Source organism: bacterium, assembly GCA_024742285.1.
Taxonomy (GTDB): domain Bacteria; phylum Myxococcota_A; class UBA9160; order UBA9160; family UBA4427; genus UBA4427.
The window spans coordinates 1-16,780 of record JANSYR010000005.1 but is presented as its reverse complement, the minus strand read 5'-3'; the positions used below and the strand labels follow the sequence as shown (position 1 = coordinate 16,780).

General features: G+C 70.9%; 20 protein-coding genes. 4 read left to right on the top strand and 16 right to left on the bottom strand.

All coding sequences use genetic code 11. From position 1 onward, the window contains the following. Window positions 1–26 precede the first annotated feature (26 nt). The 3 genes from NXI30_10985 to NXI30_10975 all read left to right on the top strand — a co-directional run bounded on the left by NXI30_10985 (window position 27) and on the right by NXI30_10975 (window position 1,816). A complete protein-coding gene (locus NXI30_10985; protein MCR9094730.1) occupies window positions 27–671 on the top strand; it encodes a lysophospholipid acyltransferase family protein in 645 nt (214 codons plus the stop codon). Window positions 672–768: 97 nt separating this feature from the next. Then, on the top strand, window positions 769–1,266 hold the full coding sequence (locus NXI30_10980) for an RNA polymerase sigma factor (GenBank protein ID MCR9094729.1): 498 nt from the start codon (window positions 769–771) through the stop codon (window positions 1,264–1,266). 34 nt (window positions 1,267–1,300) lie between these two features. Further along, window positions 1,301–1,816, top strand: coding sequence for a hypothetical protein (locus NXI30_10975; protein ID MCR9094728.1), 516 nt, complete (start codon window positions 1,301–1,303; stop codon window positions 1,814–1,816). Here NXI30_10975 and ilvA read toward each other — a convergent pair. The 5 genes from ilvA to NXI30_10950 form a co-directional block, all read right to left on the bottom strand. Then, window positions 1,813–3,351 (bottom strand): threonine ammonia-lyase, biosynthetic, encoded by a 1,539-nt coding sequence (gene ilvA / locus NXI30_10970; GenBank protein ID MCR9094727.1) that lies wholly within the window; start codon window positions 3,349–3,351, stop codon window positions 1,813–1,815. The genes NXI30_10975 and ilvA overlap by 4 nt on opposite strands. Beyond that, window positions 3,348–4,058, bottom strand: coding sequence for a 16S rRNA (uracil(1498)-N(3))-methyltransferase (locus NXI30_10965; GenBank protein ID MCR9094726.1), 711 nt, complete (start codon window positions 4,056–4,058; stop codon window positions 3,348–3,350). The genes ilvA and NXI30_10965 overlap by 4 nt, the downstream gene beginning before the upstream one ends. Beyond that, window positions 4,055–4,822 carry a class I SAM-dependent methyltransferase gene (locus tag NXI30_10960; protein MCR9094725.1) on the bottom strand — a complete coding sequence of 256 codons (768 nt, stop codon included), beginning with the start codon at window positions 4,820–4,822 and terminating at the stop codon, window positions 4,055–4,057. The genes NXI30_10965 and NXI30_10960 overlap by 4 nt, the downstream gene beginning before the upstream one ends. 98 nt (window positions 4,823–4,920) lie before the next feature. Continuing rightward, window positions 4,921–5,700, bottom strand: a complete 780-nt coding sequence (locus NXI30_10955) for a hypothetical protein (protein MCR9094724.1) — start codon at window positions 5,698–5,700, stop codon at window positions 4,921–4,923. 100 nt (window positions 5,701–5,800) lie between these two features. Continuing rightward, entirely contained in the window at window positions 5,801–6,025 is a 225-nt protein-coding gene (locus NXI30_10950; GenBank protein MCR9094723.1) for a hypothetical protein, read from the bottom strand. 260 nt (window positions 6,026–6,285) lie between these two features. On the opposite strand from NXI30_10950, the gene NXI30_10945 reads away from it, so the two are divergent. Then, a complete protein-coding gene (locus tag NXI30_10945) occupies window positions 6,286–7,701 on the top strand; it encodes a response regulator (GenBank protein ID MCR9094722.1) in 1,416 nt (471 codons plus the stop codon). A 29-nt stretch (window positions 7,702–7,730) separates the two neighbouring features. On the opposite strand, the gene NXI30_10940 is transcribed toward NXI30_10945, so the two are convergent. From NXI30_10940 to NXI30_10890, 11 genes are all read right to left on the bottom strand, one after another. After that, window positions 7,731–8,537 (bottom strand): alpha/beta fold hydrolase, encoded by an 807-nt coding sequence (locus NXI30_10940; protein ID MCR9094721.1) that lies wholly within the window; start codon window positions 8,535–8,537, stop codon window positions 7,731–7,733. Continuing rightward, window positions 8,534–9,811: a nickel pincer cofactor biosynthesis protein LarC gene (gene larC / locus NXI30_10935; protein MCR9094720.1), complete on the bottom strand. Its 1,278-nt coding sequence runs from the start codon at window positions 9,809–9,811 to the stop codon at window positions 8,534–8,536. Before larC ends, NXI30_10940 begins: the two co-directional genes overlap by 4 nt. 9 nt (window positions 9,812–9,820) lie before the next feature. Beyond that, complete coding sequence (gene larB, locus NXI30_10930; protein ID MCR9094719.1) at window positions 9,821–10,570, bottom strand: nickel pincer cofactor biosynthesis protein LarB; 750 nt, start codon at window positions 10,568–10,570, stop codon at window positions 9,821–9,823. Between the two features lie 36 nt (window positions 10,571–10,606). Continuing rightward, on the bottom strand, window positions 10,607–11,167 hold the full coding sequence (locus NXI30_10925) for a chemotaxis protein CheC (GenBank protein MCR9094718.1): 561 nt from the start codon (window positions 11,165–11,167) through the stop codon (window positions 10,607–10,609). Then, window positions 11,164–12,432: a chemotaxis protein CheW gene (locus NXI30_10920; protein ID MCR9094717.1), complete on the bottom strand. Its 1,269-nt coding sequence runs from the start codon at window positions 12,430–12,432 to the stop codon at window positions 11,164–11,166. The genes NXI30_10925 and NXI30_10920 overlap by 4 nt, the downstream gene beginning before the upstream one ends. 68 nt (window positions 12,433–12,500) lie before the next feature. Beyond that, window positions 12,501–12,929, bottom strand: coding sequence for an Hpt domain-containing protein (locus NXI30_10915; GenBank protein MCR9094716.1), 429 nt, complete (start codon window positions 12,927–12,929; stop codon window positions 12,501–12,503). 13 nt (window positions 12,930–12,942) lie between these two features. Continuing rightward, a complete protein-coding gene (locus tag NXI30_10910; GenBank protein MCR9094715.1) occupies window positions 12,943–13,311 on the bottom strand; it encodes a response regulator in 369 nt (122 codons plus the stop codon). 33 nt (window positions 13,312–13,344) lie between these two features. After that, a complete protein-coding gene (locus tag NXI30_10905; GenBank protein MCR9094714.1) occupies window positions 13,345–13,842 on the bottom strand; it encodes a chemotaxis protein CheW in 498 nt (165 codons plus the stop codon). A 34-nt stretch (window positions 13,843–13,876) separates the two neighbouring features. Next, entirely contained in the window at window positions 13,877–15,352 is a 1,476-nt protein-coding gene (locus tag NXI30_10900) for a methyl-accepting chemotaxis protein (GenBank protein MCR9094713.1), read from the bottom strand. A gap of 100 nt (window positions 15,353–15,452) precedes the next feature. Further along, on the bottom strand, window positions 15,453–16,451 hold the full coding sequence (gene thiL, locus NXI30_10895; GenBank protein MCR9094712.1) for a thiamine-phosphate kinase: 999 nt from the start codon (window positions 16,449–16,451) through the stop codon (window positions 15,453–15,455). 113 nt (window positions 16,452–16,564) lie between these two features. Further along, window positions 16,565–16,780: hypothetical protein (locus NXI30_10890; GenBank protein ID MCR9094711.1), on the bottom strand; the 216-nt coding region annotated here is incomplete at its 5' end.

The following is a 16,780-nucleotide window of genomic DNA, read 5'->3' as shown; positions in this document are numbered from 1 at the left end:
CCCGGGGCGGCGCTACGCTCCCGCGCATGACGAAGCGGCCCGTGCGGCGATTCCTCGCGCGCCTCCTGATCGCGGCGACCGGCTGGAAACCGGAAGGCGCGCGGCCCGAGATGGATCAGTTCGTGCTGATCGCGGCGCCGCACACCACGAACTGGGACTTCGTCTATCTGCTCGCCTTCGCCGAGCTCTTCGAGTTGAAGATCTCGTTCATGGCCAAGCACTCCCTGTTCTGGCCACCGCTGGGCTGGTTCATGCGCGCGGTCGGCGGCCTGCCCGTCGTGCGTCACGAGCGCGGCAACCTCGTCACGATCCTGGCGGGGCTCTTCGACGAGCACGACCAACTCGGCCTCGTGGTGCCCGCGGAAGGCACGCGCGGCCACGTCGAGTACTGGAAGTCGGGCTTCTACCACATCGCGCGCACGGCCAGGGTCCCGATCGTGATGAGCTTCCTCGACTACGAGCGGAAGGTCGGTGGGTTCGGCCCCGCGATCGAGCCGAGCGGCGATGTCGTCGCCGACATGGACCGGGTCCGCGCCTTCTACGCCGACAAGAAGGGCAAGTTCCCGGAGCTCTTCGGACGGATCCGACTGCGCGAGGAAGACGAGGTGGGCGTCCTCGTGGACGATGTCGCGCACGGCCCCACGTCCGCCGCGACGGCTGTGGCAGACTGAGGGCGCCCGCCGGAGGTCCCCGGTGCCGCCGCCCAGCCGAAACCAGAAAAACACCCCGGCCGGGGAACCTTCCACGGGTTCGTCGCCCCCTGCTTCGGTGCCGAACCTCGACCAGATCCAGGCCGCCCAGGAAGGCGATCTCATCGCCCTGGGCGACGTCCTGGACGGCCTGATGCCGTGGGTCGGACGTCTGTGCGGTTCGATCGCGCTCGACGCGGGGCCCGACGCGGCCCAGGAGACGATGATCCAGGTCATGCGCGACCTCGCGGGCCTGCGCGATCCGACCGCGCTCCGCTCCTGGGTCCGGCGGATCGCGACCCGGGAGGCGATCCGCCACGCCGAGCGGCGGCGGCGGGAGCCCCTCTTCGACTCTCTCGAGGAAACCGAGGGCGCCCTCCTCGATCCCGCCCTCGCGCGCGACGTGACCCGCGTCCTCGCGGAGCTGCCCCCGGACCAGCGCGCGATCCTCGTGCTGCGCGATCTCGAGGGGCTGTCCGAAGCCGAGGCCGCCGCCGAGCTCGACGTGGCCCGCGGCACGATCAAATCCCGGCTGCACCGCGCCCGCGAGGCTTTCCGAAAGCGGTGGACCGCCTGATGTCTCTCGCTCGCCCGTCCAGGAGGTGGTCCGCATGAGCGCCCTCGACCCGATGTCCGAAGCCCCGATCGACGTCGCTCGTTATGCGTGGCCGACCGCCGAGCTCGACCCGGTCGACCGGATGCGCGCACTCGCGGCCGGCCTTCCCCACGTCGCGACGAACGAGACGGTCTTCGAGGCGGGCTTCGACCGCGTCTGGACGCTCGTCTCCGACTTCGAGCAGTACACCGCGCGGATCGAAGCCGCCGTCGGCGCTGCGAAGGTCGTCTCCCGCACGGGGGACCGTCTCGTCCTCCACGTGAAGGGGCCGATCCCGGCACTCTCACGCTGGCAGCGCTTCGACGTCGTCGTGCGCCCGGGCTGGTGCCTGATGTCCTCCGGACTCGGTGACGTCGGCATGGCTGCGCGTCCCGAAGGCGACGGGCGCACGCGCTTCTTCCACTTCGAGGGCTCCGTGCTCCTCGGGCGACTCGTGAAGCCCCTCTTCGCCTGGAACATCCGCCAGGATTTCCGGAAGATGAACGACCTGCTCGAGAGCGCCGGCGCCTAGCCGAGGAAGAGACCGGCCGCGGCGTTGCCCGTCTCGTCGACCCAGACGTAGCCGAGATCCTCGAGGAAGCGCGCCAGCTCGTCGGACGACTCCGGCGGCACTTCGAGCCCCGCCAGCACGCGACCGAAGGCGGCCCCGTGATTGCGGTAGTGGAACAGGCTGATGTTCCAGCGACCGCCGACCGCCTCGAGGAAGCGCGCGAGGGCACCGGGACGTTCGGGGAACTCGAAGCGGAAGAGCCGCTCGTCCGTCCGGTTCGCGCGGCCGCCCACCATGAAGCGGACGTGGAGCTTGGCGAGCTCGTTGCCCGTCATGTCGACGACTTCGAAGCCCTCGGCGCGCAGCCCGTCCATCACGCGGACGCGTTCGGCGGCGCCGTCCGAGAGCGCGACGCCGACGAAGACGTGGGCGGCGTCGGGGTCGCCGTAGCGGTAGTTGAATTCGGTGACCCCGTGATTCCCGAGCCCGCGGCAGAGCCCCTGGAAGGCACCCGGTCGCTCCGGGATCGTGACGGCCAGCAGCGCCTCCCGGTCTTCACCGATCTCGGCGCGCTCGGCGACGTGGCGCAACCGGTCGAAGTTCATGTTGGCGCCGGAGTCGATCGCGACGAGCGTCGCGCCGCGCGCGTCCTCCCGAGCGACCCAGCGCTTCAAACCCGCGACCGAGAGCGCCCCCGCCGGCTCGGCGATCGATCGCGTGTCGTCGAAGACGTCCCGGATCGCGGCACAGATCTCGTCGATCCCGACCGTCACGACCTCGTCGATCGCGTCACGGACGACGTTCCAGGGCCGCTCGCCGACCTGCCGGACGGCGACGCCATCGGCGAAGAGTCCGACCGGACCGACGTCGACGCGCTCGCCCGCTTCGAGCGCCGCGGCCAGACACGCCGCGTCGTCCGGCTCGACGCCGATCACCTTCGTCCCCGGCGAGATCCGCTTCACGTAGGCGACGATTCCCGCGACGAGCCCCCCGCCGCCGACGGGCACGAAGATCGCGTCGAGGTTCCCGCGATGCTGTCGCAGGATCTCCATGCCGATCGTGCCCTGCCCGGCGATCACGTCGAGGTCGTCGTAGGGATGGACGAAGGTGCGCCCCTCCTCTTGTTGAAGCCGGAGCGCGAGGGCCGCCGCGTCGTCGTAGCCGTCTCCCTCGAGGATCGCCTCCGCCCCGAACCGGCGGACCGCGTCGACCTTGATCCGGGGCGTGGTCCTGGGCATCACGATCCGCGCCTCGACGCCGAGCCGACTCGACGCGAGGGCGACGCCCTGCGCGTGATTTCCCGCGGACGCTGCGACGATCCCGGCCTTGCGCTCCGCTTCGCTCAGGCTGCGCAGCCGGTTGTACGCGCCCCGGAGCTTGAACGAGAAGACGGGCTGGAGATCCTCACGCTTGATCCAGACGCGATTGCCGAGCCGCTCGGAGAGGAGCGACGCCGGCTCGAGGGGCGTCTCGACGGCGACGTCGTAGACCGGCGCGCGCAGGATCCGCTCGAGCAGGGCCTCCCCCGTTGCCTCGTCTCCGCCTGCCTTCGTCATCCGTCCTCTCCCGTTCCCGCGACCCGCCCGGTGAACGCGCTCACGGTAGCGGCGATCGCCGCCGTCTCGATCCTCAGGTTGTGCGGCGCGAGCGCAGCCGGGCCGACGCCTGCCTCGGCCAGATCCCTCCGCTCGGCTTCGCTGAAGCCGGCCTCCGGCCCGATCACCACGAGGGCGCAGTCCGACGGGAGCGGCCCCCCCTCGCCTTCGCGATCGCCGAACACGGCCGGCCCTTCTCGTGGCGCGGCGAGCAGCCCGTGGAGCGCGATCGGTGCGCGCGCCGCGAGCAACCAGGGACGCCGCGCCACCTTCGCACTCTCGACCAGGATCCGCCGGAATCGCGCCGATTCGGGGTCGACGCTGCGGACGACCGAGTGCTCCAGGACGAGCGGCTGCCAGACCCGCGCGCCGAGCTGCGAGAGCATCTGGAGCATCGTCGACAGCCGGTCCCCTTTCGGGATCGCACTGGCGATCACCGGCCCGCCGGCCGGAGCCGGCGCCTGCTCGACGGACTCGACCTCGACCCGTACCGCGCGCTTCGTCGACTCGACGAGGCGCGCGGATCCCGTTCCCCCGCCTCCGTCGAAGACCACCAGCGAATCCCCGGGTCGCAGTCGGCGGGCGCTCAGGTGGCGAGCTTCGTCGCTCGAGAGCACGCACTCGCCGGTCACCACCGGAGATTCCGTCCAGGCCCAGAACGAGCTCATCCGCCCGCCTCGGAGAGACGCGCGGGATTCACGTAGACGTCGAAGCGCACGAGCTTGCTCTCGATCGTGTGACTCGGGCGCGGCACGAGCGGATCGGCATGATGAGGCCGCTTGACGACGACCCGCGCTGCCCGCTCGCGGGCGGCCTCGACGATCGGGCGCGTATCGACGTCGGCGGGCAGCCAGGCCCGCAGGACCTGGAGCTCGCGCCGCGGCTTCGCGCTCGCGCGCCTCGGCGGCGGGTACATCGGATCGATGTAGACCCCGTGATCGAGGGCATCGATCGCCTCGATCGCGTCGAGCCCCTCGCCGCGCGCGAACACGAGGCGCTCCGAGACCTCCGCCGGCACCGCCTCCGCGTTCCGCCAGCCGCTCTCGAGGAGCGCGAAGATCACCGGATCCCGCTCGACCGCGACGACGGCGTATCCGGCACGGGCGAGACGATAGGCGTCCCCGCCGAGGCCCGCGGTCAGGTCGTGGACGGCGACGATCCGAGGACCGAAGGCGCGGACCAGGGGATTCGGTCCCGCGCCCCCGCGATCGGGCGGGAAGACGGCGCGGACGCCCGGTCGATCGTGCTCGCCCGGCGGGCGGAGGTCGAGCGCACCGGCGCTCTTCCCGAGCAGGAACGCATCCTCGCCCGCATCGTCCCACGCGCGCGAAGCGAGCCCGGACGGCGCCTCGACGCCGGGCGCGATCGCGCAGCGCGGACGCGGGGCTTCGGTCGCCTCGGTGACCTCGGTTTCCAGGGACTCGGCTTCCACGACGCGGGGGCCTCGGCAACGCTCGGCCGGGGCGCGGGACGCGGCGGGCCGGATCGCCCCAGAGTAGCGAGCCTCGAAGGGCGGGCGCGTCCCGGATCTCAGGCGGCGGCGGGGGGCTGCGCGCGGATCCGCTCGAGCCACGCCTGCGGCGGAAAGAAGCTCAGCCAGAGCGCCGCGGACGCGGCGAGGCCGAAGCCGAGCAAGCCCACCGCGAGCAGCCAGGCGGGGGCCGCGAGCGAACCGTCTTCGGCGATCAGCCGGCCCGTCGCCGTCGACAGCAGCGCCCACGCGCGCACGACGAAGAGCAGGATCGGGAGCCCGACCAGGGCCCCGGTCCAGACGGCGAAGAGCGCGAAGCGATTGGTCACGACCGCATCCGCGAGGCCCAGCGTCTCGCGGCGCTTCATCAGGTGGTAGTACCGGAGCGACTCGACGAAGCCCCACGCGAAGGGCAAGGCCCGGCACAGACCGACCACGACGACGGAGACGTTCTGCTCGTCCCGATGACCGCCGAAGAGGACGAGGGCTGGGAGCGAGACGATCTGGATTCCGATCAGGAGCGTCGTCACCCCGACCGCCCAGCCCGCGTCGGGCCGGAAGACGCGACCGACGAAGAGCGTGAACGCCGACAGGCCGAGGGCCATCAGCGCATGACCGCCGAGGACGAGGGAGGGCTCGAGCTCCGTCGGAACGAGGGCCGTCCGCTGGATCACCCAACGAAGTGGCATCGAGAGCGCGACGCACAGGAACGCCAGGCCGAGCCAGCCCTCCGCCCCCTTCACCTGCCAGGCAGAGCGGAAGAGACGGAGACTGATCGCCGCGAAGGCGACCGAGACGAGGGTCAGGGCGAAGAACACGTGCAGGTTTCCGGCAGCCACGCTCGGGCGCGAGCGGGTCGAGGCCAGGAAACGCATCGGCAGGTCGCGGCCGACGCTTGATTCGCGCGCCCGGCCGCCAGACGACGCGTCGGTGACGGGGTCAGGCCGCGCTGCGCCCCTCGAAACGACGGCCGGCCGCCGAGAGGCCGACGAGCCCGGCGAACAGGAGCGCCAGCGAGCCGACCGGCGGTCGGCCGGCGGTCTTCGCCGTGGACGCGACCGGCGTCGCGTTCGCGAGATCCCGCGGCGCCGGCGAGATGGCCAGCACGTTCTGCGCGAAGGCGAAGGTCGATAGGACCACGAGGGCAAGCAGGATCTGTCTCATCAAGACGCGCTCCGTGGCGTGACTGGGGTCACACCGTCAAGGCTTGGGGGGTATCGACCTCGTATAAGTAGGGCTTTAGCCCCAGACGAGTCGATCCCGGGGCCCTCGCGGAGTTGCCGATGTCCGTCCGCTCCCGCGCGCGTGGGGCGCGTGGGGCGCGGTTCCGTCAGGGGGAAGACCGACTGCCGATCGGGAATCCGACCGGGGGAACGTTCAAGGGTCGGGATCGCAGCGTCGAAGAGAGGGACGAAGGAGGCGGCATGCCGGCAACGGGACCGCAGCAGGACCGCACGCTCGCGTTCCTGCGCAAGCGATATGGCGACATGGGCCTCGCCGTCCGGGCGATGCCCGACGACCGGAGCCTCCTCGTCTCCCTGCCGGTCGGTGCGGCGCCCTTCGAGTCCCCCGCTGGCCCGATCGCCGTCGAGCGGATCGTCTTCGCGACGATCGATGCCGGTCGGATCAAGTGCCTGCGACCGCGGGCGCTCTTCGGTCTCCCGATCCTCGACGTCCGGGACGCCAGCGACCCGATGGGCATCGAAGCCGTCATCCGGCGCGCCTGGCGGGAACGCGTGCGTGCGCTCGGCGAGGCCCGCCGGTGGCTGGCCACGCTCTCGATCGACGCGGAGTGGGCACCGGACGAGTCCACCCTCGCCTTCGCACTCCCCGGCGAGACCCCGGACGCTCGGATCCATCTGAACGACCGAAACGAGGCCGTGCTCCCGAGCTCCGGCCCGCTCTCCGGTCTCGCCCTCGCCGAACGCGCCGAGCGCGTCGTCGGGCTCGACCGTGCGATCGACTCCGGCGCCGACCTCGAGTGTCATCTCGCCGCCCACATCGACGACCTGCGGCGGAAGGCACAGAAGCGCGAGGCGGCGCAACGCACGCAAGGCCTCCGCGACCGCGAGGACGATGCCCCGCCGCGCGCCCGCAGCCTTCCTCCGAACCGGAGCCAGGCCGCACCGGCGTTCCGCCATCGGCCTCGGGTGCTGCTCGTCGGCAACCAGCTCGTCGAGGATGGTGACCTGCGCGACGCCCTCGAGCGGCAGGGCTTCCGACTCGCGACCGCGCGGAGCGAGACCGAGGCGTTGATGCGGCTCGCTCGAACGAGCCCGGATCTCGTGGTCTCCGAGTACGCTCTCGGCCGCAGCGACGGGGCGAGCCTGGTGGCCGCCACCCGCTCCATCTCCGGCATCGAAGGCATCCCCGTCGTCCTGCTCGACGACGCCCGCCACGAAGCGCGACGCGAAGCCGCCCGCGCGGTCGGTGCCGCCGGCTACGTGATCGGCCCTCGCGACGCGACTCGCTTCGTCGCGCGCCTCGGCAAGCTCATTGCGACCCCGGGACAGCGACGCTTCACGCGTTATGCGGGCCGCTTCGATGCCCGCCTCTTCGGAATCGCCGCTCCGTGCATCGCGACCGAGGTCGGCCGCGGCGGCGTCTTCCTCGCGACCGACGTCCAGGTCGACCTGAACACGGCGATGCGCTGCGAGATCGCGCTCCCGGAGCTCGGCCGGCAGGTCGGCTTCGATGGCGAGGTGCTCTATCGCGCCGAGAGCCAGGGCGCCGTCCCCGGCCTCGGGCTGCGCTTCGCGAACATCACGCCCGAGGACGAAGAGGCGCTCATCGCCTGGCTCGATCGGCGCGAGCGCGACCGCTCCGCGACGGGAAGCTAGACCCCTCCGAGCGCGACGGGCAGCTCAGGCTAGGCGCGCGTCGCGCGGCGTGAGAGGAAGTCCGCGGCGGCCGTCGAGAGCGCGGGCCCGTCGTAGTCGACCGGGACGACGTGTCCCGACCGCTCGAGCAGGAAGAGCTCGCGATCCGCCGCAGGCGTCCCGACCGAAGCGTAGAGGCGCTCCGCGTCCGCCGGCGACGCGGTCGAGTCGCGCTTGCCGTGGGCGACCAGGATCGGCGCGCGGATCTGCTCGAGAGCGGGCACGACTTCGCGCTGGAGCCGGATCAGCTCGCGCACGGAATCGAAGGGCATCATCGGGAAGTGCGGGTGACGCGCCGCCGCCGCGGGATCCGCGAGGTCGGACCCGCGCTTCGGGCGCCCCTTCGAAAAGAGTCGGACGAGCGGAAGCAGCTGGGGGATCGGCGGCGCGAGTGCCAGCGGCGTTCCGATCACGACGAGGCCGTCGACGAACCCGGTCTGGGCGAGCCGCAGGCTCGTGAGCCCGCCCATCGAGACCCCCACCAGGAAGACCTTCTCGTGCTCCGCTCGCAGCGCCTCCAGCGCCGCACTCGCGAGCCCCACCCACTCGTCGCGATGGGTCGCCGCGAGATCGTCGACCGTTCCGTTGTGGCCGGCCATCCAGATGCCCTTCGAGCGGATGCCCCGCTTCGCGAGGGCTTCGGCCACGGGACGCACCTCGTAGGGCGTGCCCGTCAGGCCGTGCAGACAGAGCGCCGCGGCCCCGGTCTCGTGCTCGGCGGCCGGAGCGAGGTCGAAGGGCGACACGTCGACGTCGGCGCGGACCTCGGAAGGGCCGAGTTCGCGGGGACGGATCATTCCGCGAGCTCCTGACGGGCCTGGGCACGGACCCGCTCCACGACCTCTCGCAGAGGCAACCCGTGCTTCCGCGCTAGTCGCTTGCAGTCGTCGTACTCCGGCGAGCAATCGACCTGGCCTTCCGGGCTGCGGATCAGCTTGATCGATACGGTGCCGAGCGGCGTCTTCAATCGCTTCTTCGTCCGCTCGAGGACGAGTCGATCCCACTCGGAGACGCGCACGCCGATCGCCGTCGACTCCGCGAAGACGATCCGCGCGAGGGCGTCGCGATCGTTGGGGCGCGCGAGGACGCGGACGAGGAAGCCCGGCCGGTTCTTCTTCATCTGCAGGGTCTGCAGCGAGACGTCGAGCGCGCCCTCCTCGAAGAGCCGCTCCATCAGATGGTCGAAGTGCTCGGGAACGAGGTCGTCGAGGTTCGTCTCGACACAGACCACCCGATCGCGTCCCAGCCCCCCGGCTCGTCCCAGGGTCCCGCGCAGGACGTTCGGCATCGGCCCCTTGCGGTCGTTCCCCGCCCCGTACCCGACCTTCTCGACGGTCATCGCCGGGAGCGACGTGAACTCGTCGACCACCGTCTTGAGGATCGCGGCCCCCGTCGGCGTGAGCGTCTCCCACTCGACGCCCGCCGGGACCGTGGGCAGGCCGACCAGGAGCTCGAGGGTCGCCGGGGCCGGGAGCGGCAGGCGGCCGTGATCCGACTCGACGGTTCCGTGGCCGATCGCGATCGGCGAGCAGGTCACGCGATCGATCCCGAGCGCGTCGAGGCCGACCGCCGCCGCGACGACGTCGACGATCGCGTCGACCGCGCCCACCTCGTGGAAGTGGACCGCGTCGACGGTCGAGCCGTGGACCTTCGCCTCGGCCTTCGCGAGGGCCTCGAAGATGGCGAGGGATCGCTCCTTGACCCGCGTATCGAGCTTCGCCTTCGCGATCAGATCGCGGATCTCGGCGTAGTGCCGGCCGTGCGCATGCCCGTGTCCGTCGTGCGCGCCGCGGACGCCGTGATGATGCGAATGACCGTGGGCGGAGGGACCGTGGGCGTGGGCCTTCTCTTCCGCCCGCTTCTTCTTCGCGGAGACCGGGACCCGGACGTCGACGTAGCGGGCGGCGAAGCCGTTGCGCGCCACGCGCTTCACGACGAGCTTGAAGTCGAGTCCGAGCGGGGCGAGCCCCTCGAGGAGCTTCGCCCGTGAGAGCCCGAGATCGAGCAGCGTGCCCATGAACATGTTTCCGGCGGCGCCGGAGAACGCATCGAGGTGGAGGATCCGACTCACCCGGGGCTCCTAGAGACGGTTGATCAGCGTCGCGACGTGCGCGGCGCCGAAGCCGTTGTCGATGTTCACGACGGTCACGTTCGAGGCACAGCTGGTGAGCATCCCGAGGAGCGGCGTCAGCCCGTCGAGGGCGGCGCCGTAGCCGATGCTCGTCGGGACGGCGATCACCGGCTTGTCGATCAGCCCGCCAATCACCGAGGGCAGAGCCCCTTCCATGCCCGCGACGACGATCAGCACCCGCGCCCGGCGCAGCGCGTCGAGGGAGGCGAGCAGGCGGTGGAGCCCGGCGACGCCCACGTCCTGCAGGAGCTCGACCTCGTTGCCGAAGCGCTTCGCCACGCCGACGGCCTCGGCGGCGACCGGGAGATCGGCGCTGCCCGCCGAGACGACGACGATCGGGCCCTTGCCCCGGATCGGCACATCTTCCGGTCCGATCCAGGCGAGCGACGAGACCTCGTCCCATACGAACTCGGGCATGGCCGACCGAAGCACGCCCGCTTTCTCGGCGTCGACGCGGGTGACCAGCACGTCCTGCCCGGCTTCCCGCAGCGCCCGCGCGATCTCGAGGATCTGATCGGCGGTCTTCTGCATCCCGTAGACGACCTCGGGGATGCCCTGCCGAACCGCTCGATGGGTGTCGATCCGCGCGATCGAGGTATCCACGAAAGGCAGACGCGAGAGTTCGTCGGCAGCGGCTTCGAGATCGACTCGACCGTCGCGGACCTCTTCGAGCAACGCGCGCAGTCGGGCGGCGTCCAAGACGAGACCTCCGGAGAAATGGGAGGCGGTAGCGTATCAGTCCGTCGGCACGAGGACGAGGTATCCGTTCACCGTCCCCGCGTCGTTGGCCAGGCCCGTCTCGATCCGCGGCGCATCGGGCCCCACGACGCGCTCGATGAACGCCTCGAGCTCGGCCTGCGCGTGGTCCATCGCGAGGGAGGGAATCGAGGGCAGGAGGCGCTCGCCGATCCGATCCGCGATCGCGCTCGCGACGTGCGAGGCGAGGATGTTGCCGACCTCCATGAGCGCCGACTCGACGATCGGCGCCTCGAGCGGCCCCTGCTCGATCCCGACGATGCGCCGGACGAGGGTCTCGCTCGCGCGACCCGGGAAGACGATCCCGACGATCGCGTCCAGGCAACCCTCGAGCTCGAAGAAGACGCCGGTGGCTTCGGGATCGCCGGCGCCGGCGGTCGTGCCCTCGAACGCGACGATCGGCGGCAGCGCCTCGACCGGCTGGCCGACGAGCTGCGCGAAGGCCTCCGCCGCCTGGCTCGCGCCGGCCTCGGCGAGCGCGACGAGCGCCTCGAGGTCGTGCTTCGCGGAGAGCGTCCGGGGTGTGGCTTCGTCGGTCATGCCGCCCCCAGCTGATTCAGATCGAGGAGGAAGACCGGACTGCCGTCGTCGAGCACCGTGAGCCCCGAGAGGATCCGGACCTTCGCCAGGAGCTCGGGCACCGGCTTCACGTAGAACTCCTGCTGGCCGGCGAAACGCGCCACTCGGAGCGCGACCCGTTCGCCGCGGATCTCGGACAGCACGATCGGAACCGAAGCGGAGTCCGGGGCCTCGCCTTCGATCCGAAGCGCCTGCGCCAGGTCGAAGACCGGCAGCGGCTCGTCGTCGACGAGGGCGAAGGTGTCCCCCGCCGCTTCCTCGATCGACTCCCGTGGCACTTCGAGGATGCGCTCGACCTTGCCGATCGGGATCGCGACCCGCTCCTCGCCGATGCCCACGACGAGAACGCGCTGGACCGCCGCGGTGATCGGCACGACGAGGGTGGTCGTGGTGCCGACACCGACCTCGCTCCGGAGTTCGACGCCGCCGCCCAGGCTCTCGACGGTCGCCTTGACCGCGTCCATGCCGACGCCGCGCCCCGACACGTCGGTGACCGACTGGGCGGTCGAGAGGCCCGGATGGAAGACGAAGGCCGCGATCTCCTCGATCGGCAGATCGTCGACGAGATCGGGATGGATCAGACCGGCCTCGATCGCCCGGCGACAGACCGAGGCCAGATCGAGGCCTTTGCCATCGTCGGAGACGTCGATCTCGATCGAGTCCTTCTGCCGCCGGGCCTCCACGCGGATCGCGCCGGTCTCCGGCTTGCCGGCGGCGCGGCGATCGTCGGGCATCTCGAGCCCGTGGTCGACGGCATTGCGGAGCAGGTGCAGCAACGGCTCCCCGAGCCGGTCGAGGATCGAGCGATCGAGCTCGAGCTCGGCGCCGATGATCTCGACCTCGACGCGTTTGCCGAGCTTCTCGGCGACCTGTCGAGCGGTCCGCGGCAGGTTGTCGGTCACCCGGACGAGGGGCGCCGTGCGCAGGTCGAGCACGCGGCGCTGGAGCTCCGCCACGCGGCGGTCCACGCGATCGAAACCGTCGGCGACCTCCGGATCGCTGGCGTAGCGGGCGACACCGGTCCGCAGCTGACTCGAGCTGAGGATCACCTCGCCGACCGCGGACAGGAAGCGATCGAGGGTGTCCGTCCGGACGCGGACGGTCGGCGAGAGCGAGACCGCGGCGGGGGCGGGCGTCGCGGGCGGAGCGCCCTCTCCGCTCGCGGGCGTCTCGCTCGTCGGCGCCGAGGCCGCGGCAGAGACCTCCGTCGCGCCTTCCGCGCGCACCGGCTCGTTCGGCGCCGCAGGCGGCGTCGTCGAGGCTTCCGCCTCGCCCGTCGCCGAAGCGTCGGGCTCTAGCTCGGGACTTTTTTTGGCTCGCCCCCCACCGCCTCGGGGGAGGCGGCGGCGAGCGCATCCCCGGCCTCGGCGAGCTCGGCGAGCAGGCCTTCGTCCGCGGGCGCGAGCGGATCGTCGTTCGCGACGGTCTGGACCATCGTCTCGAGGGTCTCGAGCCCCCGGAACAGGAGCGAGAGTTCCTCGGGATCCCGTACCCGGCCCGACGTGCGAACGCCTTCCATCCGGTCTTCCAACCGGTGGGAGAGCTCCGACACGGGGTCGTAGCCGAGCGAGGCCGCCATCGACTTGATCGAATGCGCCATCCGGAAGATGGTGTCGATCGCCTCTACGTTGCCCATCTCCTTCTCGAGCTCGAGCAACGCACGGCTGATCTCCGCGAGGTGGTCCGTCGCCTCCTCGAGGAAGATCCGTCGATATTTGGCCATGTCGAGGGCCATGCTAGTCGGCCTTCTCCAGGATCTTCTTCAAGGTCGCGATCACGCTGTCGGGCTTGAAGGGCTTCACGATGAAGTCGCGAGCACCGGCCTGGAGCGCCTCCATCACGAGGGTCTCCTGCCCGAGCGCGCTGCACATCACGATGCAGGCCGTCGGCTGGTCCGCGAGGATGGTCTTGACGGCGTCGATGCCGGAGCGCTTGGGCATCACGATGTCCATCGTGACGAGATCGGGCTGGAGCTCCTTGTAGAGATCCACCGCCTCGATGCCGTTGGTCGCCTCACCGACCACTTCGTGTCCTTCGGGCTCGATGATCTCGCGAATCATCTGTCGCATGAAGGACGCGTCGTCCGCAATCAGTACCCGTGCCATTGTCTTCCCCCGAAATGGAACGCGCCCGCCCCCCTATTGGAGCGTGGCGTTCTCGATGACCTCTTCGCCGCGCGCCACGAGGGCCGCGGGGTCGAGGATGTGAACGATTCGTCCGTCGACGGGTCGTCGCTCGACGACGAGCGAGTCCTTCCGTGACGATCCTTCCTGTGCCGCGCCGTCGACGAGTCCGATCACGCGGTCCACGGGCATGCCCATTCGCGCGTTGCTGCCCGGCCCCCCCGAGACGACGACGACCTGCTCCTGCGCGTAGCCGACGGTGATCGACGCACCGAAGGGCGAGGCGCCCGCTTCCTCGTTCTCGCGACCGAGCAGCAGCTCCGTCGCGACGAGCGGAAGGGCCTCGCCGTGCCAGTTCATCACGCCGCCCACCGGCAGGGCGATCGAAGGCACGCTCGTCACGCGGTTCTTCTCCGCGACCTCGACCACCCAGGCGATCGGCATCGCGTACTGCACGTCCTCGAAGAGGAACATGAGATGGCGGTTCTCTTCCTGCGGTGCGGAGGCGGCCATCACGACCCGCTACCCGGCGACGTTCGCGCGCGACTCAAAACCGATCCTCCAGCGGCGTCGAGTCCTCGTCCTCGGCATCCGGGGCCGGAGCGGCCGTCGGCACCACGTCGATCAGCCCGACGGCGAGATCCGGATCGATGGACGGAGCCGGTCTCGGCGCCACCGCCGGCGCTGCGGGCATTGCGGGCGCTGCGGGCATTGCGGGCGCTGCAGGCGCTGCGGGCGTGATCGCGCCGGGCGCCGGCGCCGCCTGGCCGGTGCGGAAGATCGTGAGGGAGCTCGCGAGTTCACCGGCGAGCTCGCTCACGCGCTCGGAGGCGCGATGGATCTCGTCGACGGTGTGCAGCTGGCCGTCCATCGTCCGGTCGAGCTCGGCGACGGAGCGCCCGTTCGTGCTCGCCACCTTGGCGATCTCCTCGATCGCGGCGACCATGCTCTGGGCGTTCAGCGAGTGGCTATCCGCGCCGTGGAAGATCTCCTCCGAGCGCGTCGCCGCTTCGGAGACCGCCTGGCTGATCTGCTGGAGGGCTCCGGCAATCGTGTTGACGTCCTCGCGACCCTCGCCGATCACCTGACTCGACTCGCGCATCTCGTCGGCGACCATGGCGGTGTCCGCCTGGATCTCGTGCATCAGCTGGCTGATCTCGTCGGCGCTCCGCCCCGCGCTCTCGGAGAGCTTGCGGATCTCGTCGGCGACGACGGAGAAGCCGCGGCCGGCCTCGCCCGCGCGCGCGGCCTCGATCGAGGCGTTCAGCGAGAGCAGGTTCGTGCGGTGCGCGACGCTCGTGATGATCTCGGTGATCTGATGGACGTGACGGGTCTTGGCTTCGAGCTCGAAGACCTTGTCACCGGTCGACTCGGCACGCTCGAAGACCGCCTTCATCTTCTCGATGGCGAGGCGCGCGACCTCGACGCCGGTGCCCGCCTTCTGGTTCGCCTCGGCGGCGAAACCGAAGGCCTCTCGGGCACGGCCCGCGTTCAGATCGATCTCGCTCGAGATCTCGGTCATCCGGTGCGAGGCCTGGTCGAGCAGGTCCTGCTCCTGGGACACGCCGCTCGCGACGTGAGAGACGGTCTGGGAAATCTGGGCGCTGGTCGCCTGGAGCCGGTCGAGGGAGGACTCGAGTCCGGTCGAAGAGTTCGAGACTTCTCCCGCGGTCGACTGGACTTCGGCGACGAGCTGCCGGAGTCGAACGAGCATGCCGGCGAGGCTCTCGGCGAGATCGTCCATCTCGTCGCGCAGCGCCGAGTGGGGAGAACGCACGACGTCGAGCTGGAGGTCGCCTTCGCGGATCCGCTCGGTGGCCGTCCGCAGCGCGTCGAATTTCGGACCGAACATCCGCGAGGCCGCGAAACCGATGCCGCCGCCCACGCCGAGGGCGACGAAGAAGCGGACGGGGCCGCTCCAGAAGTCGATGCCGAAGCTCCGCACGAGGGTCGGCACGACCGACGCGGCACAGGCCACGATCAAGGAGCCGAGGACGAACTTGCCCGAAAGGTTGAGACGCACGCCGGTCTGATCGGCCTGCGCGGGCGCTTGCTTGACGGTTGCAGGTCCTCGCGAGCGAGAATCGACGGCCCGGAGCGCCGCGGCCGGATTCGGGAAACCGCTAGAAGTGGTGGCCCCGGCGGACCCGCGGCAGCCCCCGCAGGCCCTTCTCGCCAGTGATCTGGCCGATCCGTGTGATCGGGATCGCCAGGCGCGCGGCGAGCCGCTCGATCGTTCGTGCCTCCGTTCGCATGGTGGCGGACGCGTTCCGTCCGGAGCGGAACGCGAAGAGCAGCTCGTAGTCCTCGCCCCCTCCGGAGATCACCCGACCCGGGTCGAGTCCAAGCGCCCTGCACCCTCGGTCGAAGCCCCGAGGTCGCGGGAGCGCCTCGACGTCGACGTCCGCGCCGAGCGCCGTCCCCTCGAGCAGATGGGCGAGATCCGTCGCGAGCCCGTCGGAGAGATCGATGCACGTCCGCACGCGATCCATCCGCACGAGGGCGCGGCCCGCCTCGATCCGGGGAGCGGCGACCCGTCGGAGCGCGCCGGACGTCGCGTCGGCGCGAAGTCGGGCCAGGGTCGCGCCGCCGAGGGTCCCCGTCACGTACAGGGTGTCACCGGCGCGCAGCCCCCGACGCCTGAGGGCCTTGCCGCGCGGACAACGCCCGATCACGGTCACGTCGAGGCTCCAGGCCCGCGCGTGCGTCAGGTTTCCGCCGACGAGCGGACACGTGAAGCGCTCGGCTTCGTCGAGCACGCCGGCCACGATCCCGTCGAAGTCCGAGAGTGCGCCCTGACGGGGCGCCGAGAGCGAGAGCAACGCGCCGACGGGCTCGGCGCCCATCGCCGCGAGATCCGACAAGTTGGCGACCATCGCTCGCCGCCCGATCGTACGCGGAGACTCCCGGCCGAAGCGGAAATGACTGCCTTCGACGAAGGCATCCGTCGAGAAGACCAGCTCGTCGCCAGCGCGGGGGCGGAGGATCGCCGCGTCGTCGCCGATCCGGAGCGCCCAGTCGCGGCCCGGCGTGCGCTGGGCGCGCTTCGCGATCCGCGCGATCAGCGCGCGCTCGCCCACGTCGGCGAGGGTCCTCGCACTCGTTCTGGATCGCTTCGGCATCGCGTCGAACGTAGGACGAAGCCTCCGCGCAGCCAATCCGTGAGACGTGGACCGATGATTGCGCCTCACCTGACCAGACTCGCCCGGAACGCGACGTCTCCCGCGCAAACTCCCTAGATCGCGAACCTCGCCCGATGCTGGACGTTGTTCTCGATCGCCCGCGTCCGGATCCGGCCGAAGTAGCACTCCGCTAGCCACCCTCGTATCGACGGGATCCGCCCCGCGAACTGTCGCTCACACAGCACGTCCCCAAGGTCGAGCGCCCGCTCCGTGATCCCAAGCGCCTGCGCCGGCGTCCCTCTCTTCCGGTTCTCCGACCGATCCTTCAG